Here is a 26084-nt window from a genome sequence, read left to right as displayed (position 1 = left end):
TGCTGCCCGCGCACGAATCGTTGCTGTCACAAGGATGGACGGCGCCGTAGCGCGTCTGTAACACTCTGCCAACACCTGCGCAAATTATGAGCAGATCAACGATGGATCTGCGTGATGGCTCTGCAACTTTGATGGTTCAGTTCGCATGTTCCGGATCGTGCAGTCAGTGAGTCTCCTTCGTCCGGACTACGACACGTAAGGGATGCCATGAGACCCAAGCGCTCCATTCCACGGCTGGTGGCGGGGGTGACCACGGCCGGGCTGCTCCTGCTCGGCGTCCAGGCCATCCCCGCCGCCGCCTCGGGAGGATCGGACGCGGCGCCGGGCGGGACCGCCGCGGCGAGCAGTACCGGCGGCGGCAACTCCGCCACCCACCTCGACGACGGCAACCAGAACACCTACTGGGAGAGTTCGGGCAAGACCCTCCCGCAGTGGGCCCAGGTCGACCTCGGCAAGGACAAGGCCGTCGACGGGATCCAGCTCAAGGTGCCCGCCTCCTGGAGCCGGCGCAGCGAGACCATGTCCCTCCAGGGCAGCGAGGACGGCGTCACCTTCGAGACGCTGGTCGGCTCCGCGAAGTACACGTTCGACCCGGGCAAGGGCAACACCGTCAAGGTGTCCTTCCCCGCGCAGAAGGCCCGCTACATACGTGCCGAGGTGTCGGCGAACACCGCCGGGAAGACGGCGCAGCTCTCGGAGCTGACCGCGCAGGCGGCGGCCGCCTCCACCGACAACCTCGCCGCGGGCCGGCCGACCGCCGAGTCCGCCCACAACGACGTCTACCCGTCCGGCAACGCCGTCGACGGGGACGCGAACACCTACTGGGAGAGCGCCAACAACGCCTTCCCGCAGTGGCTGCGGGTGGACCTGGGCAGCGCGGTCCCGGTGAACAAGGTCGTGCTGAAGCTGCCGCCGGCCACCTCGTGGGCCAGCCGCACCGAGACGCTCGCGGTGCAGGGCAGCACCGACGGCAGCACCTTCTCCGACATCGTGGCCTCGACCGGCTACACGTTCGACCCGGCCAGCGGCAACACCGTCACGATCTCCTTCAACTCGACCACGACCCGCTACGTCCGGCTGAACATCACCGGCAACACCGGCTGGCCGGCGGGCCAGATCTCCGAGTTCGAGGTCTACGGCCCGACCACCGGTGACACCCAGGCGCCCTCGGCGCCGACCGGCCTGGCCTACACGCAGCCGGCCTCCGGCCAGGTCAAGCTGACCTGGAACGCGGCCACCGACAACGTCGGTGTCACCGGCTACGACATCTACGCGGGCGGCACCCTGCGCAGCTCGGTCGCCGGCACCGTCCTGACGTACACCGACAGCCAGCCCGACACCGCCACCGTGACGTACACCGTCAAGGCGCACGACGCGGCCGGCAACCAGTCCGCGGCCAGCAACAGCGTGACGCGCACCGGTACCTCGGGCGACACCCAGCCGCCGTCGGCCCCGACCGCGCTGGCCTACACGCAGCCGGCCTCCGGCCAGATCAAGCTGACCTGGAGCGCCGCGAGCGACAACGTCGCCGTCACCGGCTACGAGGTGTTCCGCGGCGGCACCAAGATCGCCACCACCGCGGGCAACACCCTCTCCTACACCGACAGCCAGCCCGACACGGCCACCGTCACCTACTACGTGCGGGCCGTGGACGCGGCCGGCAACGAGTCGGCGAACAGCAACACGGTGACCCGCAACGGCACGTCGCCGCCGACCGGCGGCACCAACCAGGCCGTCGGCAAGCCGATCACCGCGTCCTCCACGGTGCAGAACTTCGTCGCCGCGAACGCGAACGACGACGACACCAGCACCTACTGGGAGGGCACCGGCACCAGCTCGCTGACGATCCAGCTCGGTGCGAACGTGGACACCAGCCAGGTCGTGGTGAAGCTCAACCCGTCCAGCGCCTGGGGGCCGCGCACCCAGACCATCCAGATCGACGGCCGCGAGCAGTCCGCGACCGGCTTCACGCAGATCTCGGCGGCCAAGCAGTACAGCTTCGACCCGGCCACCGGCAACAGCGTGGCGATCCCGGTCAGCGCGCGGGTCGCCGACGTCCGGCTGACCTTCAGCAACAACTCCGGCGCGGGCGGCGGCCAGGCGGCCGAGGTCCAGGTGATCGGGGTCCCCGGGCCCAACCCGGACCTGACGGTCAGCGCGCTGACCGCGTCCCCGGCCGCGCCGGTGGAGACCGACCCGATCACGCTCAGCGCCACGGTGAAGAACATCGGCACCAACGCCTCCCCGGCGAGCTCCGTCAACTTCTACCTGGGCACCACCAAGGTCGGTACCGCGAACGTCGGAGCCCTGGCGGCCGGCGGCAGCAGCACCGTGACGGCGGCCGTGGGCGCCAAGGACGCCGGCAGCTACCAGCTCACCGCGAAGGTCGACGAGAGCAACGCGGTGGTCGAGCAGAACGAGACCAACAACAGCTACACCGCCGCCGCCCCGCTCGTGGTCAAGCCGGTGAACAGCTCCGACCTCGTGCCGGTGGTGGCCTGGTCCCCGGGCAACCCGTCCGCGGGCCAGAGCGTCGGCTTCACGGTCGCGATCAAGAACCAGGGCACCGTCGCCTCGGCCTCGGGCGCGCACGCGGTGACCGTCTCGGTCGTCGACACGGCCAGCGGCAGCGTGGTGAAGACCCTCACCGGCTCCTACAGCGGCGCCATCGCGGTGGGCGCCACCACCAGCCCGGTCAGCGTGGGCAGTTGGACCGCCGTCAACGGCAGGTACACGGTGAAGACCGTGGTCGCCGTCGACACCAACGAGGTGGCGATCAAGCAGGCCAACAACACCGACAGCCAGGCGTTCTTCGTCGGCCGCGGCGCGAACATGCCCTACGACGCCTACGAGGCGGAGGACGGCACGGTCGGCGGCGGGGCGACGGTCCTCGGCCCGAACCGCACCATCGGCGACCCGGCGGGCGAGGCGTCCGGCCGCGAGGCCGTGCACCTGGGGGCCAACGGCCAGTACGTGCAGTGGACCACCCGGGCCTCCACCAACACCCTGGTCACCCGCTTCAACATCCCCGACGGCACCGACTCCACCACGCTGGACGTCTACGTGGACGGGACCCTGCTGAAGACGATCAGCCTGACCTCGAAGTACGAGTGGCTCTACGGCGACGAGACGAGTCCCACCAACTCGGCCGGCTCCGGCGGGCCGCGGCACATCTACGACGAGGCGAACGTGATGCTCGGCACCACCGTGCCGGCCGGTCACACCATCAGGCTCCAGAAGGACGCGGCGAACACCGCTGCCTACTACAACATCGACTACATCGACCTGGAGCAGGCCACCGCGACGCCGAACCCGGACCCGACGAAGTACGTCGTGCCGGCCGGCTTCACCCAGCAGGACGTGCAGAACGCGCTGGACACCGCGCGGCAGGACACCACCAAGCTCGGCGTCTACCTGCCGGCCGGCACCTACCAGACCGCCAACAAGTTCACCGTCTACGGCCGGGCGATCAAGGTGATCGGCGCGGGCCCGTGGTTCACGCAGTTCACCACGCCGCAGACCCAGGAGAACACCGACGGCGGCTTCGCGGTGCAGAGCACCGCGGACGGCTCGACCTTCACCGGGTTCGGCTTCTTCGGCAACTACACCAGCCGGATCGACGGCCCCGGCAAGGTCTTCGACCTCACCGGCGTCTCCGACCTGACGATCGACAACCTGTGGATCGAGCACACGATCTGCGGGGTGTGGGCCACCAACGTCGACGACTCGCACTTCACGAACCTGCGGATCCGCGACACCTTCGCCGACGGCGTCAACCTGACCAACGGCTCCACCGGCAACACCATCAGCAACGACGAGGCCCGGTCCACCGGCGACGACAGCTTCGCCCTGTTCCCGGCCATCGACAACCACAACGAGCAGGAGACCGGCAACACCTTCTCCAACCTGAGCGTGCAGACCGTGTGGCGCGCCGCGGGCCTGGCGGTCTACGGCGGTGGCGGCAACACCTTCAGCAACCTCTACATCGCCGACAGCCTCACCTACCCGGGCATCACGATCGGTTCGCTGGCCTTCGGCGGCATCCCCGCCCTGGGCTTCGAGTCCTCACCGACCACGAACTTCTCCAACATCACGCTGGCCAGGGACGGCGGCCACTTCTGGGGCGCCCAGGTCTTCCCGGCCCTGTGGATCTACTCGGCGGAGTTCACGATGCAGGGCCTGCGGCTCAGCGACATCGACATCAGCGACCCGACCTACTCCGGTGTGATGTTCCAGACCAAGTGGAACGGCAGCACCTCGCTCAACCCGATCAAGGACACCACCATCACCGACCTGTCGGTGACCGGTGCGCACAAGAGCGGTGACACCTACGACGCGAGGTCCGGTTTCGGCCTGTACGCGAACCCGCAGCCGGAAGCGGGCCAGGGCCCGCCGGTCGGATCGGTGACGATCAACGGGCTGACCGAGAGCGACAACGCGGTGAACATCGAGAACACCACGACCACCTTCACCATCAACGTCACCCCGTAGCCGCCGCGCGGCCCTGCGTACGGAAGGAGGAACGGCCCGGCCCGCGAGGGGCGGGCCGCCACCACCGAACACCCCCTGGGCGTGCCCGCGTTCGAACACCGAACGCGGGCACGCCCGCGTGGCGGTCCCGTCCGGGCGGCGGGGCGGGCGGGAAGAATGCGAGCGCTGCGGGAATTGCCCTTCGATGGAACCCACCCCGACGAGCCGCTGGAGCCCCGATGAACACCGCTGAAGTCCTCGCCGACGCCTACGGCCGCATCCAGGAGGTCGTGCACTCCGCCGTGGAGGGCCTGACCGCCGACGAACTGGCCGCCCGCCTGGACGAGGAGGCGAACCCGATCGGCTGGCTGGTCTGGCACCTCACCCGGGTCCAGGACGACCACGTGGCCGACGTGGCCGGCCGCGAGCAGGTGTGGACCGCCGACGGCTGGGACCGCCGCTTCGACCTGCCCTTCCCGGCCGGCGCGATCGGCTACGGGCACAGCGCGCAGCAGGTCGGCCAGGTCCGGGTCGAGGACCGGGCGCTGCTCACCGGCTACTACGACGCGGTGCACGCGGCCACCCTCGACTACCTCGGCGGCCTGGCCGACGGCGACCTCGACCGGGTCGTCGACGACCGCTGGGACCCGCCGGTCACCCTGGGGGTCCGGCTGATCAGCGTGATCGGCGACGACCTCCAGCACGCCGGGCAGGCCGCGTACATCCGGGGCGTCCTGCTGCGCCGCCGCTGACCGGGCCGAACGGGGCGCGCCCCTTCCGCGGGCGCGCCCCCCGCACCCCGTCGCCGCCGCGCGACCGCCCTCCTGGCGGGCCACCTTCGAATGCTAGAGTTACTTAGCCTAAGTTAACTAACTGCTCTCTCCGGGTGGGGTGTGACCGCCGCATGGCGACCGAAGAAGACTCGACGACACGAATAGGGCGGCGCCCACCGCGCATCGCCGCCGACCACCCGCACTACAAGTGGGTGGCCCTGTCCAACACGACGCTCGGCATGCTCATCGCCACGATCAACTCCTCGATCGTGCTCATCTCGCTGCCGGCGATCTTCAACGGCATCCGCCTCGACCCGCTCCAGCCCGGCAACGTCAGCTACCTGCTGTGGATGCTGATGGGCTACATGCTGGTCACCGCGGTCCTGGTGGTCACCCTCGGACGGCTCGGCGACATCCTCGGCCGGGTCAAGATCTACAACGCGGGTTTCCTGATCTTCACGATCACCTCGGTGATCCTCTCCGTCGACCCGATGCACGGCGGCGGTGGCGCCCTGTGGCTGATCGGCTGGCGCGTCGCGCAGGCGGTCGGCGGCTCCATGCTGATGGCCAACTCCGCGGCGATCATCACCGACGCCTTCCCGGCCAAGCAGCGCGGCATGGCGCTGGGCGTGAACATGGTGGCCGGCATCGCCGGCTCCTTCATCGGCCTGGTGCTCGGCGGCCTGCTCGCCGAGTGGAACTGGCGCTCCATCTTCTGGGTGAACGTCCCGATCGGCCTGATCGGCACCGTGTGGGCCTACCGCTCCCTGCACGACACCGGCGTCCGCCGCCCCGCGAAGATGGACTGGTGGGGCAACATCACCTTCGCCGTCGGCCTGACCGCCCTGCTCGCCGGCATCACCTACGGCATCCAGCCCTACGGCGGCCACACCATGGGCTGGACGAACCCCTGGGTGCTCGCCGGACTGATCGGCGGCGCCGCGCTGCTCGTCGTGTTCTGCCTGATCGAGTCCCGCGTGGCCGAGCCGATGTTCCCGCTCGCGCTCTTCCGCAACGCGGCCTTCGCCGGCGGCAACGCCGCCACCCTGCTCGGGTCCATCGCCCGCGGCGGCCTGCAGTTCATGCTGATCATCTGGCTCCAGGGCATCTGGCTGCCGCTGCACGGCTACAACTACGCCGACACCCCGCTGTGGGCGGGCATCTACCTGCTGCCGCTCACCGTCGGCTTCCTGGCCGCCGGGCCCGTCGCGGGCGCGCTGTCCGACCGCTACGGCGCGCGGCTGTTCGCCGCCGCGGGCTTCGTGGTGATGGCCGCCTCCTTCGCCGGGCTGCTGCTCATCCCGACGAACTTCCACTACTGGGTGTTCGCGGTCGTGGTCTTCCTCAACGGCCTCGGCGGCGGCCTGTTCGCCGCGCCCAACACCTCGATCATCATGGCGAGCGTGCCCGCGGAGTCCCGGGGCGCCGCCTCCGGCATGCGGGCCACCTTCCAGAACGCCGGCATGGTGCTGTCCATCGGCGTGTTCTTCTCGCTCATGGTGGCCGGCCTGGCCGGGTCCCTGCCGCACACCCTCAGCTCCGGACTCACCGCGCAGGGCGTGCCCGCCGCGAACGCCCACCAGGTGGCGACCCTGCCCCCGGTCGGCATCCTGTTCTCCGCGTTCCTGGGCTACAACCCGATCCAGGAACTGCTCGGCCCCGACCTGCTGGGCCGGCTGTCCCCGCAGCACGCGCACACGCTCACCGGGCGGGAGTTCTTCCCGCACCTGATCTCCGGTCCCTTCCACGACGGACTGGTCGTGGTGTTCGCCCTGGCGATCGTGATGTCCTTGGTGGCGGCGGGTGCGTCCCTGATCCGCTCCCGCAAGGTGCCCGAGACCCAGGACTGACAGCCGTACGACCCGAGGAGGCGTCCCCGCCATGACCGAGCACGACGGGCGCGGGGGCGCCTCACCGGCGGCCGTCGCGATGATCGTCGCCCGCCTGTACCGCCAGCTCGCGCAGGCGTCCGCGGACGACCTGAACCTGACCTACGCGCAACTGTCCGCACTCGCCCGGATCAGGCAGTACGGGCCGATCCGGCTCGGCGAGCTGGCCGCGCTGGAGCAGATCGCGGCGCCGACCCTCACCCGCACGGTGCGGCCGCTGGCCGAGGCGGGGCTGATCGGCAAGGAACCCGATCCCAGCGACGGGCGCTCCTGGCTGGTCAGCATCCACGAGGAGGGACGGGCGCTGATCGACCGCATCCGGCGCGAACGCGCGGAGCTGCTGGCCCGCCGCATGGCCCGCCTGACGGCCGAGCAGCGGGAAGCCCTGGACCGGGCGCTCCCGGTCCTGGAGGAACTCCTCACCGAGGGAGCCCCGCCGCCCGACGGCGAGCCCGGCTGAGCGCCGTCGGCGGCCCTCGCGGTCCGCCGGGGACCGCCACGGTGCAACCCGCGCCCGCTCAGGGCGCGGGGAAGGGCCCGACCGGCCCGTCCGTGACGGGGTTCCCCCGACCGCCAGGACACACCACGGCGGAGGGGTCAGGTCACCCGTGAACTGCCGGGCTCCAGGGGAGGCGCGGAGAAGCCGCAGTTGGCCGCGCACTGCGGCTCCGCGGTCTCCTCGGCGCCCTCGGAGAGCACCGTGCGGGAGGGGACCAGGAACGCGGCGAGGCCGGCGCCGGCCGCGCACAGGCCCGCACAGATGACCATCGCCTTCCCGAACGCGGCGTCCACCGCCCGCGCCGACCGGTACGCGTCGTCGGAGAGCCCGACGGCCAGCGGCAGGGCGGCCACGACGAGGAGTTGGGCGACCCGGGCCGCCGCGTTGTTGACGCCGCTGGCCACTCCCGCGTGGTCCACGTCCACCGAGGCGAGCACGGTGGCGGTCAGCGGCGCCACGAACAGGCTCATCCCCAGGCCCTGCACCACCACCGCGGGCAGTACGTCCAGCGGGTAGGAGGACGTCCCCGGCGAGATCCGGGTCAGCAGCAGCATGCCCGCGGCAGCGAGCAGCGGCCCCACCGTCAGCGGCAGCCGCGGCCCGATCCGCTGCGCGAGCTCCCCGGCCGGCGCCGACAGCAGCAGCATCAGCACCGTCACCGGCAGCGTCGCCAGGCCCGCGCGCAGCGCGCTGTACCCCGCGGCGACCTGCAACTGCACCGGCAGCAGGAAGAACACCCCGCCGATCGCCGCGTACAGACAGAGCGTCACCACGTTCATCGCGGTGAACAGCCGGGAGGAGAACACGCCCAGCGGCAGCATCGGGTGCGCCCGGACCCGCTCGGTGCGCAGGAACGCCACCCCGCACAGCACCCCCGCCAGCACCGGCAGCCCCACGCCGAGGAGCGAGGGGCTGCCCGACGCGGCGATCAGGGCGTAGGTGATCCCGGCCAGGCACAGCGCGGCCAGCGCCGCCCCCGTGACGTCGAACGACCCCGTCGCGTTCCGGTCCCGGCTCTCCGGGACGTGGCGCGCGGCGATCGCCACGACCACGGCGCCCAGCGGCACGTTGATGAAGAAGATCCAGCGCCAGCCCGGACCGTCCACCAGCCAGCCGCCCAGGAACGGCCCGACCGCGCCCGCCACGCCGCCCAGGCCCGACCACGCGCCGACCGCCTTCGCCCGGTCCTCCGGCCGGAAGGTGGACTGCACCAGCGCCAGCGAGCCCGGCGTCAGCAGCGCGCCGCCCACCCCCTGAAGGGCCCGGGAGGCGATCAGCATCCCGCTGTCCTGCGCGATCCCGCACAGCGCCGAGGCCAGCGCGAACCACACCACCCCGACGGTGAACACCCGCCGGCGCCCGTACCGGTCGCCGAGCCCCCCGCCGAGCAGGATCAGCCCGGCCAGCGTCAGCAGGTAGCCGTTGACCGTCCACTGCAAGGCCGCCAGCGACGCGCCCAGGTCCTCGCCCAGCCGCGGCAGCGCGATGTTGACGATCGTGCCGTCCAGCATCGCCATGCCCGAGCCGAGGACCGAACAGGCCAGCACCCACCGTCCGGTGCGGGACGCCAGCCGTACCCCGTCCGCCGCAGGCAGCCCAGCCGTGGCCATCGCCTCCGCCTCCCGTCCGGCACCCGCCGGAGCGTCACCATCGTAGGCCCGGCGGGCGGATGCGGGACCCGCGGCGGGGCCGTGTCGGCCCGGCGGGCCCGGCGGGCGAGAATGGACGGGCAGGTCAGGCCACCCCCCACGACAGCCAGCAGCGAGAAGGAGTGCAGGATGCCGCACGAGCGTGCCGGAACCCCCGCCCGTCCGGAGGACCTGGTCGACGTACCCCGGCTGGTCACCGCGTACTACGCCCTGCACCCCGACCCGGGCGAGCCCGGGCAGCGGGTGGCGTTCGGCACCTCCGGCCACCGCGGTTCGGCGCTGGACACCGCGTTCAACGAGGACCACATCGCCGCCACCAGCCAGGCCATCTGCGAGTACCGCGCCGCGCAGGGCACCGACGGACCGCTGTTCCTCGGCGCCGACACGCACGCGCTCTCCGAACCCGCCCGCGTCACCGCGCTGGAGGTGTTCGCCGCCAACGGCGTGCGCGTCCTGGTCGACGCCGCCGACGGCTACACCCCGACCCCGGCCGTCTCGCACGCGATCCTCACCCACAACCGGGGGCGCACCACCGGCCTCGCCGACGGCGTCGTGGTGACCCCGTCGCACAACCCGCCGCGTGACGGCGGGTTCAAGTACAACCCGCCCGCCGGCGGCCCCGCCGGCTCCGACGCCACCGGGTGGATCCAGGACCGCGCCAACGCGCTCATCGCCGACGGGCTGCGGGAGGTGCGCCGCATCCCCTACGCGCGGGCGCTGGCCGCCGACACCACCGGCCGGCACGACTTCCTCGGCGGCTACGTCGACGACCTGCCGAACGTGCTCGACCTGGACGCGGTGCGCCGCGCCGGGGTGCGGATCGGGGCCGACCCGCTGGGCGGCGCGTCCGTCGGCTACTGGGGCGCGATCGCCGAACGCCACGGCCTCGACCTGACCGTGGTCAACCCGTACGCCGACCCGACCTGGCGGTTCATGACGCTGGACTGGGACGGCAGGATCCGCATGGACTGCTCCTCGCCGTACGCCATGGCGTCGCTGATCGCCCGCAAGGACGAGTACGCCGTCGCCACCGGCAACGACGCGGACGCCGACCGGCACGGCATCGTCACCCCCGACGGCGGCCTGATGAACCCCAACCACTACCTGGCGGTGGCGATCGACTACCTAGCCGGGCACCGCGAGCAGTGGGGCCGCGACCTGGCCGTCGGCAAGACCCTGGTCTCCTCCTCGATGATCGACAAGGTGGTGGCCGGACTCGGCCGCACCCTCACCGAGGTGCCGGTCGGCTTCAAGTGGTTCGTGGACGGACTGCTCGGCGGCACCCTCGCCTTCGGCGGGGAGGAGTCCGCCGGCGCGTCCTTCCTGCGCCGCGACGGCGGCGTCTGGACCACGGACAAGGACGGCATCCTGCTGGCGCTGCTCGCCGCCGAGATCACCGCCGTCACCGGCCGCAGCCCCTCCGCGCACTACGCCGACCTGACCGGCCGGTTCGGCACGCCCGCCTACGCCCGGATCGACGCGCCCGCCGACCGGGAGCAGAAGGCGCTGCTGGCCAAGCTGTCGCCCGACCAGGTGCCCGCCCGCGAACTCGCCGGCGAGCCGGTCACCGCCGTGCTCACCGAGGCGCCCGGCAACGGCGCCCCGCTCGGCGGCATCAAGGTCAGCACGGACAGCGCCTGGTTCGCCGCGCGCCCGTCCGGCACCGAGGACGTCTACAAGGTCTACGCCGAGTCCTTCCAGGGCCCCGAGCACCTGGCCCGGGTGCAGGAGGAGGCCAAGGCGATGGTCTCCGGCGTGCTCGGCGGCTGACGGCCCGCCGGCGCGGCGGTGGGGCGGACCGGGCCCGGGCCCGGCCCGCCCCACCGTGCCTCAGGCGAGCTGAGCGGCCTGGAGCCCCGCGTACGCACCGCCGCGGCGCAGCAGTTCGGCGTGCGAGCCGACCTCCACGATCCGGCCCTCGTCCATCACCACGATCCGGTCGGCGTTGCGGATCGTGGACAGCCGGTGCGCGACGACGAAGACCGTACGGCCCTTGACCAGGCGGCCGAGCGCCTGCTGCACCAGCGCCTCCGAGCGGGAGTCCAGCGCGGAGGTCGCCTCGTCGAGCACCAGCACCCGCGGGTCGCGGATGAGCGCCCGCGCGATGGCGAGCCGCTGCTTCTGCCCGCCGGACAGCCGGGCGCCGCGCTCACCGACCACCGTGTCCAGGCCGGCCGGCATCCGCTCGACGAACTCCATCGCGTTGGCGTCCCGCAGCGCGGCGCGCACCCGGTCGTCGGGGACGCCGGTCATGCCGTAGGTGACGTTGTCCCGCACGCTGCCCTCGAAGAGGATCGACTCCTGCGGCACCACCGACAGGTGGCTGCGGTAGTCGCGCAGGTCGAGTGACTCCATGTCGACGCCGTCCAGCAGGATGCGGCCGCGGGTGGGCCGCAGGAAGCCGATCACCAGGTTGAGCACCGTGGACTTGCCGGCGCCCGAACCGCCGACCAGCGCGATCGTCTCGCCCGGCCGCACGTCGAGGTCGAACCCGTCCAGGGACGGGCGGTCGCCCTCGGGATAGGTCAGCTGCACGTCCTGGAACACGAACCGGCCCACCACGCCGGTGACCTCGGCCTTTCCGTCGTTCTGCTCCAGGTCGGGGGCCTGGAGCACCTCGCCGATCGAGCGCACCGACTCCAGGCCCTTGCCGATCTGCGGGGCGAGGGTCAGCAGCGTGGTCACCGACGCGGTGAGGCTGGAGAAGTACGCGGCGAGCATCACCACGGTGCCCGGGGTGACGTCCAGCCAGCCGTAGTACGCCACCAGCGCGGAGCCGGCCAGGCAGGCGACGCCGATCGCGTTCAGCAGGATCCAGGCGATCGAGCCGAACCAGCCGTTGAGCCGGTCCAGGCGCAGCCCGGCGTGCAGCACCTCGCCCAGGGTGCGGTCCATCCGGTGCAGTGCGGTGCCCTCCAGGCCGTGCGCCCGGGTGATCGGGATGAGCGTGGTCATCTCGCCGACCCGTGAGGACAGTTGCTCGACCTGCTGCCGGAACAGTTCGTTGCGGTCCTTCAGCCGGCGGCGCAGCTTGACCACCAGCACCGCGGAGGCGGGCACCACGACCAGGTAGACCGGCAGGAAGGCGGGTGCCTGGACGCCGATGACCACCAGCCCGCCGGAGAGGGTGGCGATCGAGGCGAGACCGTTGTCCGCGGTCTGCTGGGCCGCGGTCTCGATGGTCTCGACGTCCCTGATCACCTTGGCCTGGAGCACCCCGGCGCTGACCCGGGAGTGGTACCCGATCGACAACTGCTGCATCCGGTGGCACAGTGCGCTGCGCAGCCGGGTGCCGGTGCGCCGGATCGAGCCCTGCATGTGGTGCACGTAGGTCAGGTGCAACGGCAGGTTGAGCACGAGGATCACCAGCAGCACCGCGGAGTTCCACCACAGGACGGAGATCGGCTCGTGGCGGACCACGACGTCCACGATGTTGGCGGTGACCAGTGGCAGCAGCCAGACGGGGGCGTGCTTGGCGAGGAAGGCGGCGACGGCGACGGCGACGCGGCGCCGGTCGGGGTGGAAGAGGTAGAGGAGGGTACGGAGGGGGTGCTCGCCACGGTAGCGGTGGCTGAGCGCGCCTTGCGGCAACGCCATTGCGGGGCTCCTCGGAATCACGGCTTCGCGGTGACGCGGCAGAGGTGTGCGAGACGGGCACGGGCCGGCTTCGGCGCTGAAGCGGGCGTGCGGGTGCGCACACACCCTAGAGGCTGGACGTGAGGAGCCGCGCCGGGAACGGTCCAGGTGGGAGCGTCCCAGCTCGCGGGCGCGGGTGAGGAGTTGACCGGCCGGCGGCCCGAGGAGGGGGGACCGCCGGCCGGCGACCGTCGGCCGGCGCGTGCCGGGGCTCAGCGCGTGCCGGCGCCGACCGGCCCCGCCGCGGCGGCGGTCCGGGCCGAGGGGCGCGCCCTGCGGTAGAGGAGCGCGCCGCCGAGCAGCAGCGCGGCACTCGCGCCCGCGGTCCAGCCCAGGCCGTCGGCGCCGGTGTGCGCGAGGGACGGCAGGGCCGAGGCGTCGGCGGTGTCCACCATCTCGTTCGGCGGCGCGGGGACCGGCTGGTGGGCCGGCGGCGGGGGCGTGGTGGTGCGCACCGGCGGGCTGCTGTTGACCGCGGTGTTGCCGGAGGCGGGGTTGCCGATCCCCACGACGTTCACCGAGTTGCCGGAGATGTTGATCGGGACGTCGACGGGCAACTGGAGGGAGTTGCCGGACAGCACGCCCGGGGAGCCGGCGGTGCGGTCCGCCGCGTGGGCGCCGCCGGAGGAGCGGGAGCCGGGGTCGCCGGACTCGTCGGCCGCCTTCCCCGCGTGCCGACCCGTGCCGGCGGCGGTCGCGGACGGGCCGGCGCCCCGCGGCGCCGTGGCGGCCCCGGCCGTCGTCGGCGCGGCCGAGGAGGTGTTCGCGCAGGTGTTGCCCATCGCCGGATTGAGCAGGCCGACCACGTCGACCGTGTTCCCGCACACGTTCACCGGGACGTGCACCGGCACCTGCACCGAGTTCCCGGACAGGACGCCCGGCGAGCCCGCGCTCACGCCGCCGGCGGCGGAGTCGGCCTGCGCGGCCCCGGCGGAGGCGAGCACACCGCCCGCGACCATCGCCGTGACCAGTCCCTTTCGGGCGACCCTGTTCATTCGCTCACTGCCTTCCGGGAAAACATGGCGAGCCCTACGCCCGCACCGATGACAACGCGCGACACGGCCAATCGAGTCACGTCCGCCCGTTGTTTCACCCCAACGGGTGACCGTGCACTGGCGTACCGCGAGTGCGGCCGCTAAGGGCGTACCGCCCGGGTCGGACCGTGAAGTGCCTGGTCAACGGCGCGGCACGCGGAAGCGCGGTGCGGCGGGACGCCGGGTGCCGTGCGGGGGAGGGGCGCATCGCCGACGGTGCGCCCCGTGAGGGTGCCGGTGTCCGCGGAGGCGCTGCGGGACCCGGGAACGGGCGTCGACCGCCCTGTAGGCCGTACGAGGGCCGGGCGCGGGCGCGCGGAGGCTCCGAGCGGGGATGCGGGGGGATGGCGAGGAATGTCGGGCGCGGGCGGCGGGTCGCGCGTACGAACGCGACCCGCACCCGCGGGGTCGCCGTCCGGTACTCCGTCGTCCGGTCGGTGCTTCAGACGTCGTTCAGGTGATGAGGTGCTTCAGGTGCTTCGGGTGGTGAAGGAGGCGAGGTGCTGCGTGGGGGTGATCCGGGCCGTCAGCGGTCGGCGGTCGTCCGGACCGGTGCGCGGCGGGCGGTGCTCAGGCCGCGCTGGCGTCGGCCACCGGGGCCGTCTCGAACGTCTCGACCGCGATCGTGTCCAGGTGCCGGTGTGCTGCCGCGAGTGCGGCCCCGATCTCCCGGGTGCCGGTCGAGACGCACAGCGTGTACATCGTGTCCTGCAACTGCTGCCGTGTCAGGGGGTCGACGCCCTCCGCACGCTCCGAACCGTCCACGTTCCCCCGGTCGACGGCGGCGCGGAGCGCCTCGTAACGTTCCACCAGGTTGCGCAGGACGGTCGGGTGGGCCATCAGCATAGGTTTGCTCCTCGGGTGTCGGAGAAATCGGCACACACGACCGCCGTTTGCCCGGTCCTGGCCCGAACATGCGAAATTCACACCGGATTTACGTCGATCCGTGCATGACCCGTGTCACACCGATGGCGTGGACCGGATACCCCCGGGCCGGCCGGGAAGCGCGTTGTGCCTGGGGAGAGCGGGTGCTGACGGTTCGTCGGACACGCACGCCGCCCGCACGACGGGCCCGCCCCCGGAGGTCGTCCGGGGGCGGGCCCTGTGCGCGCCGGGGCTGTCGCCCGGGCGGGGCGGCGCGTGCGCCGCGGCCCGCGGGGGCCGTCAGTCGATGCTGCGCAGGATGTGGGTCTCGGTGGGGTCGTCCTCGTATCCGGCGAGCCGGATCGGCGCGCACCGGGACCAGGCGTCCAACGGGCGCTCCTGTGCGAGCAGGGACGTTCCGTCCCCGTCGCGCCCGGTCGGGCCGTCCTCGGTCTTCAAGCGGGTGATCTCGTCTGTTGACACCGCGCACTCCTTAGCGTCGCGTGGTCCGGAAGCGCCGAACGCGGCCGGTCTTCTCCGCGTGTCACGGCGCCCGGCGGGAAGTCCTTCTCTGTCGGGCGGTGCGGACGCGGTGGCGCCTGATGCCGGTGCCGGACGCGCGGCCGAGTCGGCGGCGGGTTCCGGGACGGGCCGCGGAGCCAGGTACTTCCCCGGCGGCCTGTTCGTCCCGGTCAGCGTATGCCGCCGCACGCTCTGCCACCACCTGGTTCCGAAACGCATCCGCCAATCGGGTGGAATCTGTCACCCTTGCGCCCGCTGTCGCGCCCGGTGGGCCCCGCCGGTCCGCCCGGCTCGGCCGGTTGCTACCGTTTCGCGTGCTCAACAGTGAAGAAGACCGCAGCGACGCCGCCGGTTCCGCCGGCCCGGGCCCGGGGCCCGGCACCACCGCGGTCGACACCGCGCAGGCCGGTACGGCGCCGCCCGCGGTTCCCGCACCCCGCCGCTCCCGCCTGCTCGCGGACGTCTCCCCGCTGCGGGAGCACCCCGACTTCCGGCGCCTGTGGTTCGGCAACGCCGTGTCCTACATAGGCCAGCAGATGACCGCGATGGCGGTGGCGCTCCAGGTCTACGCGATCACCGGGTCGAGCTTCTACGTCGGCCTGGTCGGTCTGTGCTCCCTGGTGCCGCTGATCGTCTTCGGGCTCTACGGCGGCGCGGTCGCCGACGCGGTCGACCGGCGCCGGCTCGGGCTGGCCTCCGCGAGCGGCGCCCTGCTGCTGTCGGCCGCGCTCGCCGTGGTCGCGATCGCCCACGTGCACCGGGTGTGGCCGCTCTACACGATCGTCGCCCTCCAGGCGGTGTGCTTCGCGATGAACTCGCCCGCCCGCTCGTCCATGATCCCCAGGCTGCTGCCGCCCGCGCGGCTGCCCGCCGCCAACGCGCTCGCCTCCCTGTCCAGCGGGGTCGGGCAGATGGCCGGGCCGATGCTCGGCGGCGTCTTCGTCGGCTTCTGGGGCTACCAGGCCGCCTACCTGATCGACGTGGCCGCCTTCACCGCCTCCCTGTACGCGATGTGGCGGCTGCCGGCGATGCTGCCGGGCGAGCCGGGTGCGGGCGCCGCGCGGCGCAGGCCGTCCGTCGTGGAGGGGCTGCGCTACCTCGCTGCCCGGCCCAACCTGCGGACGACCTTCGTCTCCGACCTCGCCGCCATGGTGCTCGCGCAGCCCCGGGTGCTGTTCCCCGCGGTCGCCGGGCTCTGGTTCGGCGGGGACACCCGCACGGTCGGGCTGCTCGCCGCGGCGCCCGCGATCGGGGCGCTGGTCGGCAGCGTCTTCTCCGGATGGCTCGGCCGGGTCAACCGCCAGGGGTTCGCGGTGCTCGTCGCCGTCGGCTCCTGGGGTGCGGCGGTCGCCGTCTTCGGGCTGACCCGCGACCTCCCGCTCGGCATGTTCTTCCTCGCGCTCGCGGGCTGCGCCGACACCGTGTCCATGGTCTTCCGCAACACGATGCTCCAGTCCGCCGCGCCGGACGACATGCGCGGCCGGCTCCAGGGCGTCTTCCTGGTCGTCGTGGTCGGCGGCCCCCGCCTGGGCGACTTCCTGGCGGGCTCCGCGTCCGACCTGTTCTCCCCGACCGCGGCCGTGGTCGGCGGCGGACTCGCCTGCATCACCGCGATCACGCTGGTCGGCCTCTTCCAGCGCTCCTTCGTCCACTACGACGCCCGGGACCCGATCGCCTAGGGTCTGTCCGGCGGGTCGTGCCGGGCGCCGTGAGCCAGGCGGGAGCCGCCGGACAGGCCCTGGGTGACCGGCGCGGCGCGGGCCACCGGCGGCCGTGCCGGGTCAGGGCAGCGGGAGCGCGGTCAGGGCGGCGGCCTCGCGGGCGAGCCCGGGATCGAGGGCGAGGGCCGCGTCCGCCAGGGTGGCGAGGTCGGCGGCGAAGGTCCCGGTGGGGCGCGCGTGCAGGCCGACGCGGGGGTAGGCCCTCGTCAGCAGGGCGTGGGCGGTCGCGGGGTCGCCGCGGTGCAGGGCCTTGACCGCGCCGACGCCGCCCGCGATCGCGCTGGCGGCCGGCCGCCAGGGGTGCCGCACGCGCGGCGCGGTGGGCTCCGCGCCGGGCTCCGCGACGACGCCCAGGTCCAGCCGCCAGTACGGCGGCAGCCCCTCGAAGGCCGCGAAAAGCAGCCGCCGACCAGGGGTGTCGGCGCTGTCGGGGTCGCCGCGCAGCGCCATCAGCGGGCGCACCTCGGCGAGTACCGCGCCGACCCGGTCCACGCACGCGCCGAACCGGTCGTCCGGCACCGTCCAGAGGGCGTCGATGTCGCTGTACGGGTCGGCCGTGCCCACCGCGAGCGACCCGCGCAGCTCCGCCCGGCTGCCGGGGCAGGCCCGGGCCAGCACCTCCAGCACATGGCCGGCCACCGCCGCGCGCCGCACCGGATCGAGCCCGGACGCGCGCTCGGTCACGTCAGCGCCTCGACGTAGACCCACAGCCCGCCCTCGCGGACGAAGCGGCTGTTCTCCCGCTGCTCGCCGTCCCGGCCGTCCAGCCGGTAGCGGGCGCGGAACTCCACGGTGCCCTCGGCGTGGAAGGCGCTGCCCCCTGTGGTGCCGAGGATGTCCAGGCCGGTCCAGCGGACGGCCGGGTCGAGGTCCAGCTCGGGCGGCCGGACGGCCGCGGCCCAGGTGCGCAGCAGGTACGCCGCGTCACCCACGGCGAACGCGGCGTAGCGCGACCGCATCAGCCGCTCGGCGGTGGGCGCGGCCGCCGTGCCCGCGTGCAGGGGCCCGCAGCAGTCGCCGTAGCGGGCGGGCAGCCCACAGGGGCAGGCGGCGTCCGGCGGCAGTGCGGCAGTGGTGCGGGCGGTCCGGGAGGCGGGCGAGGTGCGGCCGGCTCGGGACGTGGGAGGGGTACGGGCGGCGCGTCGCGGCATCCCCCGATTGTGCCGCAGCGGCCCGGGCCCCGATCACCCGGAAGGCCCGCGCCCGTACGGCCCAGTACGGGGTTTTGTCCGCCGCCCAGCGGAAATGCGCTGATCATGGCCCGCCGTGTCCGCGGACCGCCCGCCCGCCGGTCCACCCGAGAGGACATCACCGTGAGTACCGCGCAAGACCAGCCGCTCGACCCGTCCGCGCAGGTCGCCGTCGTCCTGGACGGCTGCGACCAGGAGGACGCCCGCGCCGTCCTCGCCGCGCTCCAGGCCAGCTTCCCGTCCGACCGGGCCGAGGACGACCGGCCCGAGGAGACGGAAGGCGGGCACCCCACGGTGTGGACGGCCACGTTCGACGTGTCGCGCACGCTGGGCCTGGCCGATCCCGGCCGGCTGAGCGCGCCCGTCACCGTCACCGCCCAGGGCGGCTACCGCGCCGTCGACCGGCTCCGGGAGGGCCTCGCGGAGGCTTTCGCGGTCCGGGTCGTCGGCACCGCCGCGGGCGACCAGGAGCAGGAGGCCAAGCTGCGGCTCGACAACCAGTAGCCGCCCCGCCCGCCCCTCCCCGTACGGCGGCGGCGCCCCCGTACCGCGGCCCCCGTACCGTGGCGGAGCCGGCGGTGGCCGGCGGTGTCAGCGCGCCGCGGCCGCCTCCTCGACGGTCCGCACCGCGTCCTTGTCCAGCGCCACGCGGGCCAGGGCGGCGGCGAGCACCGAGGGATCGGCGCCGTCGGCGAGCTCGGTCAGCCGGGCGGGGGCCTCGGGCAGGCCGAGCAGCCGGGCGCCCTGGAGGGTCTTCGCGTCCAGGTAGGGCGCGACCTCGGGCCAGACGGCCTGTGCCTCGCGCAGGAAGATGTCCGCGCCCGCAGGGCCCATTCCCGGGAACTCCCGCAGCTCGCGGCGCAGTTCCGCGACGTCGCCGTCGGCTCGGGCCCGCATCCCGCGCAGGTCGCCGCCGTACCGCGAGCCGGCCAGCTCCGCGCCGTCGCCGAGCTGGGTGGCGGTCCGCTCGTCGTAGCGCCGGTAGCCGCCGCGGCCGAGGGCGTCCACGCGCTGCTGCCAGGTGGCCGCCGCCATCGCGCGCGGGCTGCGCAGGCCGGCCGCCGACAACTCCTTCGACGCCGCCACGGCGACGCCGGCGCGGATGCGGGCGCTGAGCAGGCCGGCCAGGACCAGCAGGCGGTAGAGCGGCTGCGGGGTGTCGGCGAGGCGGATGCCCGCCTCGTCGGCGTACGTGCGGCCGTAGGTGTCGAGGAGTGCGCGGACCTTGTCGCGCCGGGTGGTGCGGGCCATGGGGGTTCACCTCTCGTCCGGTGCTCGGACCGGCTGCCGCTGTCGTGGGCCGTCGTCAAGCTGTCGCCTTCGGGTACCCGGACCGCACCGCCGCAACCGGGGCCGGTCTCAGGGCGCGTCCCCGGAGCGGGCGGCGCGGACGGCGGCGACGGTGTCCGCCTGGTCCGGGGTCTTGTCGTCGCGGTAGCGCAGCACCCGGGCGAAGCGCAGGGTCAGGCCCGCCGGGTAGCGCGGCGAGGTCTGCACCCCGTCGTAGGCGATCTCCACCACCAGCTCGGGGCGCACGGTGACCACGTGGCCGTCGTCGCCGACCGCGCGGGCCAGCAGGTGCTCGGTCTGCCAGTCCAGCAGCGCGTCCGTGAGGCCCTTGAAGGTCTTGCCGAGCATCACGAACGAGCCGTCGTCGCCCCGGGCGCCCAGATGCAGGTTGGACAGCCTGCCCGTGCGCCGGCCGTGCCCCCACTCGGCGGCGAGCACCACCAGGTCCAGGGTGTGCACCGGCTTGACCTTCAGCCACGTCGCGCCCCGCCGCCCCGCCGCGTACGGGCTGGCCGCGCCCTTGACGACGACGCCCTCGTGCCCGCGGGCCAGCGTGGCCGCCAGGAACTCCTCGGCGGCGCGCACCTGCCGCTCGTCGCCCGGGTCGGAGACGAGCAGGTCGCGCACCCGGCGCTCAGCCGGGACGAGCGCGGCGAGCGACGCGTGCCGCTCCGCGTACGGCAGGTCGAGCAGGTCACGGCCGTCGACGGAGAGCAGGTCGAAGAAGACCGGGTGCACCGGAAGCGCCGCCGCGGCCGTCGCCACGTCCACCCGGGAGCCCACCCGGCCCGCGGTCTCCTGGAACGGCCGGGGCCGCCCGTCCGGGTCCAGCGCCAGTACCTCGCCGTCCAGCACGAAGCGCTCCGCGGGCAGGGCCGCGGCGGCCGCCACGACCTCCGGGAGCCGCACCGTGACCTCCTCCAGGGTGCGGGTGAAGACCCGCACCCTGCCGCCGTCGCGGTGCACCTGGACCCGGATGCCGTCGAGCTTCTCCTCCACCGCGCAGGGCCCGAGCCGCACCAGCGCGTCCTCGACGCCCTTCGCCGAGCCGGCCAGCATGGGCAGCAGCGGCCGCCCCACCTCCAGCGCGAAGGTGGCCAGGGCCTGGGGGCCGCGGTCCAGCAGGGCCCGTGCCACCGGTTCCAGCGCCCCGGCGAGCATCACCGCCCGCCGTACGTCCGCCGACCGCGCGCCCGTCGCCGCCGCCAGCCCCTCGACGGCCGCCGCGTCGAGCGCGCCCTGCCGGACCTCGCCGGTGAGCAGGCCGAGCAGGTACTCCTGCTCCGGGGCCGTGGCCAGGCCGAACAGGTCCTGGAGCAGGGCCCGGCGCCCCGCCTGGGCGCCCTGTCCCGACACCTGTCCGATGTCGGTCAGGGCCGCGTCGACCGCCCGCACCGTCAGCGTCGGCTCGGCGGCCGGGTCCGCCCGGTCGCGCAGCGCGGCCCAGCCGATGCCGAGGCGGCCCTGCGGGAGGCGGCCGGCCAGGTAGGCGATGGCGATCGGGGCGTCCTCCGGCAGTGCCGCGCGGAAGAACCCGGCCAGCAGCTCCGTCTTGCGGGTGCGCGCGGACGTCCGCGCGATCTCCCGGGAGACCCGGGCGACGTCGGCGAAGAGCATGCCTCCATCGTGCGCCGCCCCGGCGCGGCGCGCTCCTGCGGCGCTTCCCGCGCCCGTCGGCACCCGCGGGAGCACCCTCGCCGCATAATCGAATGCCCGTACGAATATCGGTTACGCTGCTGGTATGTACCCGCAGCAGGCGTCCTTGTTCGGTGGCGGCGAGCCCGGGGTCGGCGACCTCTCCGCGGCCCGGCGGACCCGGCTGGGCGCGGGCGCCTGGATCGACACGCTCCCGGGCTGGCTCGCCGGGGCGGACGACCTGTTCGCGCGCCTCGCCGCGGAGGTGCCCTGGCGGGCCGAGCGGCGCGTCATGTACGACGACGTGGTCGCGGTGCCGCGGCTGCTGGCGCACTACGGCGCGGGGGAGGCGCTGCCCGACCCCGTGCTGGAGCGGGCGCGGGACGCGCTCGGCGCGTACTACGCGGCGGAGCTGGGGGAGCCGTTCGCCACGGCGGGGCTCTGCTACTACCGCGACGGGCGGGACAGCGTCGCCTGGCACGGCGACCGGACCGGGCGCGGGAGCGAACGGGACACGCTCGTCGCGATCCTCTCGCTCGGCGAGCCCAGACCGTTGCTGTTGCGCCCGCGCGGCGGCGGTCCGGCGAAGGTGCGGTGTCCCCTGGGGCACGGGGACCTCATCGTCATGGGCGGGTCCTGCCAGCGGACGTGGGACCACGCGATCCCCAAGACCCGTTCCACGGTGGGCGGGCGGATCAGTGTCCAGTTCCGCCCTTCCGGGGTGCGCTGACCCTCCGGGGTGCCGCGTCCTGCCGGTTCCGGGACCACCTGGCGGTGGGGTTTGGTCGCGCCGTTCCCCGCGCCCCTGGGTGCCTGCGGGTGTTCCTGGGGTGCGCTGGCCCTCTGGGGGGTGGTGTGTTCTGTGGGTTCTGGGATCACCTGGGGGTGGGGGTTGGTCGCGCCGTTCCCCGCGCCCCTGGGTGTCTGCGGGTACTCCGTCAGTTGTGGCGGGTGCCGGGTGTGGGGTTCCCGCGTTCAGGCAGGTCTTCCCGTGACGGGGAACCGGCTTTTCGTGATGCTCGGCGCTGCCCACCAGGGCGCGCCCCCATCCGCGAAGCACCCGCACGAATCCAGGGGCGCGGGGAACGGCGCGACCAGCCCCCCACTGACAGGTGGTCCTGGAACCGGCAGGACGCACCACCCTCGGGGGAGGGGGACCCGGGGGGACCCGCGCATCCCCAGGGGCGCGGGGAACGGCGCGACAAGCCCCCACCGCCAGGTGGTCCCGGAACCGACAGGACACACCGCCCCGGGGGTCAGGGCACCCCCGTAATGTCCGTTTCTCGGTGGTGCGGAGGGGTAGGCGCCCCGTTGGCGACGAGGTCCCCGACGAGATGAGCGCACGCACATGACTGAGCAGCAGGGCGGAACAGACGACCTGGGGCGCGGTGACGACGTGTACCAGCCGGAGGCCGGCGGGGACCGCGAGATCCGCGAGGACACGGGCCCGCTGGAGCCGGCGGACACGCTGGACGACCGGGGCGTGGACGAGGTCCTGGACGAGGGGTACTCGCCGCCCGAACGGCCGCTGGCCGTGGAGGGCAGCGGTACCACCGGGCAGGAGCAGCGGGCCGGCGAGTCCCTGGAGGAGCGGCTCGCCCGGGAGCGCCCGGAACGGGAGCCGCCGGAAGGCGACGGCCTCGGCGACGCCCCGGACACCGACGGCGAACTGCTCGACCCGGAGGCGGGCGGGTCCCGCTCGGGCCGACTGGTCGGTCCGGACGAGGGGGCGCACGCGCGACGTGACGGCGTGGCCGGCGAGGACGTCGGCATCGACGGCGGTGCCGCCTCGGCGGAGGAGGCCGCGGTCCACCTGGTGGCCGATGCCGACCTTCCCGACGAGGAGCTGCCGGACGACGACGAGGACGACGCCGGACGGTGATCCCGGCCGGGTCCGCATTCGCTCCGGCCGGCCCCGGCGGACCGCCGGACCCGCCCCGGCGGCGGACGGTGAGGGGCGCGGACGGCCGGAGCGTTGCACCGTAGGACGTGGAGGACCGTCACGACGCACGGCGCGGACGGCCGCCGGGGTCCGCCGGACGCCGTACGGCACCCGCGAGCGGAGACAAGGAGCCCGTCATGAGCGAAGCGAGCGAGCGCGAGGAGACGCCCGACCGTCCCGGCGCGGGCGCGAGCGCGGTTCCGGAGCCGGGGGCGGGCACGGCGGCGGAGCCGGGCGGCGGCCGCGGCCGGTGGAGCTGGGGCCGCAGGCACCCGCGCGGAGCCGCGGCGGGCCATGACGGGCACCCGGTGCCCACCGGGCTCGCGGCCAGCCTGGTCACCTCCGGCGGGATGCTGCTCGCGATGGTCGAGGACCTGCGGATGCGCGGCGGCGACACCCCGGATGAGGTGCGGCCGCTCGCCGACACCTTCGCGCGGCACTGCGCCGCCAAGGAGGCCACCGTGCGCAAGGTGCTGGAACGGCACGGCGAGGGGGCCCGGGTGGTGGCGCGCGACCGGCAGGAGGGCGAGCTGATCCAGGACATCCTCGACCGCGCGCTCACCGGCCGGCACCCGGAGGAGACCCGCCGCCTGACCATCGACGGCGCCCTCACCCAGATGTACCAGTACCTCTTCCACGAGCGCCGCGACCTCGTGCCGGCGCTGGAGCGGGCGCTGCCGGCCGACGAGAGCGAGACGCTGTCCGCGGCCTTCGAGGCGATCAACCACGGCTGAGTACGGAGGACCCGCGACCGCGCGTGGCGGTACAGTGCCCGCGCGGGACGGACCGGCGCCCGCGTCGAGCCGGTCCGTGTACGGGACGCCCGACGGGGGGAGACCCCCTGACGAGGCCATTTCCACCAGGCGCATACTGGCGACACCGGCAGAGGTGTCCGAAAGGGGGTCGGAGGACGTGGAGCCCGTCGGCGGTGCCTTCTCGCACCCCGCCTACTTCTACCGCGACGACACCGAGTGCCTCGACAGCACCCTCGCCTTCGTCCGCGACGGCCTGGCCGCCGGCGAGCGGGTCGCCGTCGCGGTCCCCGGCGAACGGCTGGCCCAGTTGCACAACGCGCTCGGCCCGGCCGCCGACGGCGTGCACTTCACCGACATGGCCCGCGCCGGCCGCAACCCCGGCCGGATCATCTCGGGCGTGCTCGCCGCGTTCGCCGACGCGCAGCCGGACGGCCCGGTCCGGATCGTGGCCGAGCCCGTCTGGCCCGGCCGCACCCCGCTGGAGTACCCGGCCTGCGTCCAGCACGAAGCCCTGGTCAACTCCGCGTTCGACGGTCGCCGGGCCACGATCCTGTGCCTGTACGACGCCACCCGGCTCCCGCCGCAGGCACTGGGCGACGCCTGTGTGACGCACCCGGTGCTGATCGAGGGCGGCCGGCGCCGGGCCAGCGCGCACTACGCGCCCGAGCGGGCCGTGGCGTCCTACAACGTGCCGCTCGCCGAGCCCCGGTTCGCGGCGTCCTTCCCGTTCGACGACGACGGGCTGCGCGCGGCCCGGCAGTTCGCGGTGCGCGCGGCCGACGAGCTGGGGCTGACCGGGCGGCGGCTGGACGACCTGGCTCTCGCCGTCGCCGAGCTGACCACCAACAGCGTGCTGCACGGCGGCGGTTCGGGCGTGGTGCGGGTGTGGGCGGAGAACGGCCACGTCGCGTTCGAGGTCCGCGACGCCGGCCGGCTGGCCGACCCGCTGGCGGGCAGCCGCACGCCCCCGCCCGGACGCCCCGGCGGGCGCGGGCTGCTGATGGTCCATCAGATCGCCGACCTGGTGCGCACCCACACCAGCGCGGCGGGCACCGCGATCCGCTGCTACCTGACGCTGAACCCGCCCGCCACGGCGTGAGCCGGGCTCCCTCCCGGACGACGGCCGCGCCCGTCGGGGCGCTCGGGGCGCCCCACCGGTGCGGTCACCCGCGGCCCGCGGCGGCCGCCGCACGCCACGCGGCCCCGGCGCCCCCGGAGCCGTAAAACCGTTTGCCGCCGGCCGCGGTGTCCCGCGAGGCTGAGCGGATGGACCGGACCTTCGACGAGTTGCTGGCCGAGGCCGACGCCGTCCGCGTGGACGGATGGGACTTCTCCTGGCTGGACGGCCGGGCGAGCGAGCAGCGGCCCTCGTGGGGCTACCAGCGGCTGATGTCCGAGCGGCTGGGCCGTGTCTGACACAGAGCGTCGTCCCGCCCGAAGGGCGGGGGTTGACGGGGCCTGGTGCGTGCGATCGCAAGGCGGAGGGAGGAGAGCGCAGCGGGCTGCGCCGACGACCGACAACGCGGCGAGCGTGCGTGCCAGGCCCCGTCAACCAGGCGGGATGTGTCAGACACGGCCTGGGCCGGGCGTCGGCCGCGCTGGACGTGCAGACCGGAGGCGGCGAGGTGCTGGCCGGCGCCCCCGTCCTCCCGCCGGTGACGGCCGCCACCGAGTCGTGGCCGCCGAACGCCGCGAAGGCCACCGTCCTGCTCCACCCGCGCGGCGTGGTCGTGGTCGCCGACCCGGACGAGCCCCCGCTGCCCTTCGCGGACGCGGCGTTCGACCTGGTCACCAGCCGCCACCCGGTCACCGTGTGGTGGCGGGAGATCGCCCGCGTGCTCCGCCCCGGCGGCACCTACCTCTCCCAACAGGTCGGTCCGGCCAGCGCCGCCGAGGTCTACGAGTTCTTCCTCGGCCCGCAGCCTTCCGGCGCCGGCGGCGCGCGTGACCCCGAGACGGCCCGGGCGGGCGCCGAGGCGGCCGGCCTGGAGGTGCTGGACCTGCGCCTGGAACGGCTGCGGATGGAGTTCCACGACATCGGCGCGGTGGTCTACTTCCTCCGCAAGGTGATCTGGATGGTCCCGGACTTCACCGTCGAGCGCTACCGCGCCCGCCTGTACGACCTCCACCGCCTCATCACCACCCGCGGCCCGTTCGTCGCCCACTCCACCCGCTTCCTCATCGAGGCCCGCAAGCCGTAGTCGCAGTCGTGGCA

21 protein-coding genes and 1 pseudogene are annotated in these 26084 nt (G+C 74.0%); 13 read left to right on the top strand and 9 right to left on the bottom strand.

The annotated features are described in order from the left end of the window. The first annotated feature begins 207 nt into the window (after positions 1 to 207). The 4 genes from RVR_RS03310 (at position 208) to RVR_RS03295 (ending at position 7592) form a co-directional block, all read left to right on the top strand. Positions 208 to 4491, top strand: coding sequence for a discoidin domain-containing protein (locus RVR_RS03310; RefSeq protein WP_202232404.1), 4284 nt, complete (start codon positions 208 to 210; stop codon positions 4489 to 4491). Positions 4492 to 4709: 218 nt separating this feature from the next. Beyond that, on the top strand, positions 4710 to 5222 hold the full coding sequence (locus tag RVR_RS03305; protein ID WP_202232403.1) for a mycothiol transferase: 513 nt from the start codon (positions 4710 to 4712) through the stop codon (positions 5220 to 5222). Between the two features lie 152 nt (positions 5223 to 5374). Next, positions 5375 to 7093, top strand: coding sequence for an MFS transporter (locus tag RVR_RS03300; RefSeq protein ID WP_202232402.1), 1719 nt, complete (start codon positions 5375 to 5377; stop codon positions 7091 to 7093). Positions 7094 to 7124: 31 nt separating this feature from the next. Beyond that, entirely contained in the window at positions 7125 to 7592 is a 468-nt protein-coding gene (locus RVR_RS03295; protein ID WP_202232401.1) for a MarR family winged helix-turn-helix transcriptional regulator, read from the top strand. A 137-nt stretch (positions 7593 to 7729) separates the two neighbouring features. Here the strand turns inward: RVR_RS03295 and RVR_RS03290 are convergent, their stop codons facing one another. Further along, positions 7730 to 9241, bottom strand: coding sequence for a DHA2 family efflux MFS transporter permease subunit (locus RVR_RS03290; RefSeq protein ID WP_202232400.1), 1512 nt, complete (start codon positions 9239 to 9241; stop codon positions 7730 to 7732). 168 nt (positions 9242 to 9409) lie between these two features. On the opposite strand from RVR_RS03290, the gene pgm reads away from it, so the two are divergent. Continuing rightward, entirely contained in the window at positions 9410 to 11050 is a 1641-nt protein-coding gene (gene pgm, locus RVR_RS03285; RefSeq protein WP_202232399.1) for a phosphoglucomutase (alpha-D-glucose-1,6-bisphosphate-dependent), read from the top strand. 60 nt (positions 11051 to 11110) lie between these two features. Here pgm and RVR_RS03280 read toward each other — a convergent pair whose 3' ends face one another. From RVR_RS03280 to RVR_RS03265, 4 genes are all read right to left on the bottom strand, one after another. Continuing rightward, entirely contained in the window at positions 11111 to 12877 is a 1767-nt protein-coding gene (locus RVR_RS03280) for an ABC transporter ATP-binding protein (RefSeq protein ID WP_202232398.1), read from the bottom strand. A gap of 251 nt (positions 12878 to 13128) precedes the next feature. After that, positions 13129 to 13911: a chaplin gene (locus RVR_RS03275; RefSeq protein ID WP_202232397.1), complete on the bottom strand. Its 783-nt coding sequence runs from the start codon at positions 13909 to 13911 to the stop codon at positions 13129 to 13131. A gap of 609 nt (positions 13912 to 14520) precedes the next feature. Beyond that, positions 14521 to 14796: a DUF5133 domain-containing protein gene (locus RVR_RS03270; RefSeq protein ID WP_202232396.1), complete on the bottom strand. Its 276-nt coding sequence runs from the start codon at positions 14794 to 14796 to the stop codon at positions 14521 to 14523. 318 nt (positions 14797 to 15114) lie between these two features. Next, positions 15115 to 15297 (bottom strand): hypothetical protein, encoded by a 183-nt coding sequence (locus RVR_RS03265; protein WP_202239689.1) that lies wholly within the window; start codon positions 15295 to 15297, stop codon positions 15115 to 15117. Positions 15298 to 15650: 353 nt separating this feature from the next. Here RVR_RS03265 and RVR_RS03260 point away from each other — a divergent pair, with 353 nt between their 5' ends. Continuing rightward, on the top strand, positions 15651 to 17015 hold the full coding sequence (locus RVR_RS03260) for an MFS transporter (RefSeq protein WP_430393098.1): 1365 nt from the start codon (positions 15651 to 15653) through the stop codon (positions 17013 to 17015). Positions 17016 to 17117: 102 nt separating this feature from the next. Here the strand turns inward: RVR_RS03260 and RVR_RS03255 are convergent, their stop codons facing one another. Then, positions 17118 to 17741 (bottom strand): hypothetical protein, encoded by a 624-nt coding sequence (locus RVR_RS03255; RefSeq protein ID WP_202232394.1) that lies wholly within the window; start codon positions 17739 to 17741, stop codon positions 17118 to 17120. Then, the gene (locus tag RVR_RS03250; protein ID WP_202232393.1) at positions 17738 to 18208 is read right to left on the bottom strand and encodes a YchJ family protein; all 471 of its coding nucleotides are present in this window, start codon (positions 18206 to 18208) and stop codon (positions 17738 to 17740) included. Before RVR_RS03250 ends, RVR_RS03255 begins: the two co-directional genes overlap by 4 nt. Before the next feature lie 162 nt (positions 18209 to 18370). Between RVR_RS03250 and RVR_RS03245 the strand changes: the two genes are divergently transcribed. Then, positions 18371 to 18751, top strand: coding sequence for a hypothetical protein (locus RVR_RS03245; RefSeq protein ID WP_237404543.1), 381 nt, complete (start codon positions 18371 to 18373; stop codon positions 18749 to 18751). A gap of 87 nt (positions 18752 to 18838) precedes the next feature. On the opposite strand, the gene RVR_RS03240 is transcribed toward RVR_RS03245, so the two are convergent. Together RVR_RS03240 and RVR_RS03235 are read right to left on the bottom strand one after the other, a co-directional pair. After that, the gene (locus RVR_RS03240) at positions 18839 to 19498 is read right to left on the bottom strand and encodes an HhH-GDP family DNA glycosylase (protein WP_202232392.1); all 660 of its coding nucleotides are present in this window, start codon (positions 19496 to 19498) and stop codon (positions 18839 to 18841) included. A 108-nt stretch (positions 19499 to 19606) separates the two neighbouring features. Beyond that, entirely contained in the window at positions 19607 to 21154 is a 1548-nt protein-coding gene (locus RVR_RS03235; protein ID WP_202232391.1) for an ATP-dependent DNA ligase, read from the bottom strand. A gap of 124 nt (positions 21155 to 21278) precedes the next feature. Here RVR_RS03235 and RVR_RS03230 point away from each other — a divergent pair, with 124 nt between their 5' ends. From RVR_RS03230 to RVR_RS03210, 6 genes and pseudogenes are all read left to right on the top strand, one after another. Next, entirely contained in the window at positions 21279 to 21902 is a 624-nt protein-coding gene (locus RVR_RS03230) for an alpha-ketoglutarate-dependent dioxygenase AlkB (RefSeq protein ID WP_202232390.1), read from the top strand. Positions 21903 to 22520: 618 nt separating this feature from the next. Then, complete coding sequence (locus tag RVR_RS03225; RefSeq protein ID WP_202232389.1) at positions 22521 to 23054, top strand: DUF5709 domain-containing protein; 534 nt, start codon at positions 22521 to 22523, stop codon at positions 23052 to 23054. Positions 23055 to 23251: 197 nt separating this feature from the next. Continuing rightward, positions 23252 to 23848, top strand: coding sequence for a hypothetical protein (locus RVR_RS03220; protein WP_202232388.1), 597 nt, complete (start codon positions 23252 to 23254; stop codon positions 23846 to 23848). Between the two features lie 178 nt (positions 23849 to 24026). Beyond that, the gene (locus tag RVR_RS03215; protein WP_202232387.1) at positions 24027 to 24968 is read left to right on the top strand and encodes a sensor histidine kinase; all 942 of its coding nucleotides are present in this window, start codon (positions 24027 to 24029) and stop codon (positions 24966 to 24968) included. Positions 24969 to 25135: 167 nt separating this feature from the next. Then, positions 25136 to 25270 (top strand): annotated as a pseudogene (locus RVR_RS37310) (SAM-dependent methyltransferase); the annotation flags it as partial. Positions 25271 to 25317: 47 nt separating this feature from the next. Then, a complete protein-coding gene (locus tag RVR_RS03210) occupies positions 25318 to 26070 on the top strand; it encodes a class I SAM-dependent methyltransferase (protein WP_346731436.1) in 753 nt (250 codons plus the stop codon). The last annotated feature ends 14 nt before the right edge of the window (positions 26071 to 26084 follow it).

The organism is Streptomyces sp. SN-593, from assembly GCF_016756395.1.
GTDB lineage: Bacteria > Actinomycetota > Actinomycetes > Streptomycetales > Streptomycetaceae > Actinacidiphila > Actinacidiphila reveromycinica.
Note: the sequence above shows the minus strand (reverse complement) of the source record. Positions and strands in the feature narration are given on the sequence as shown.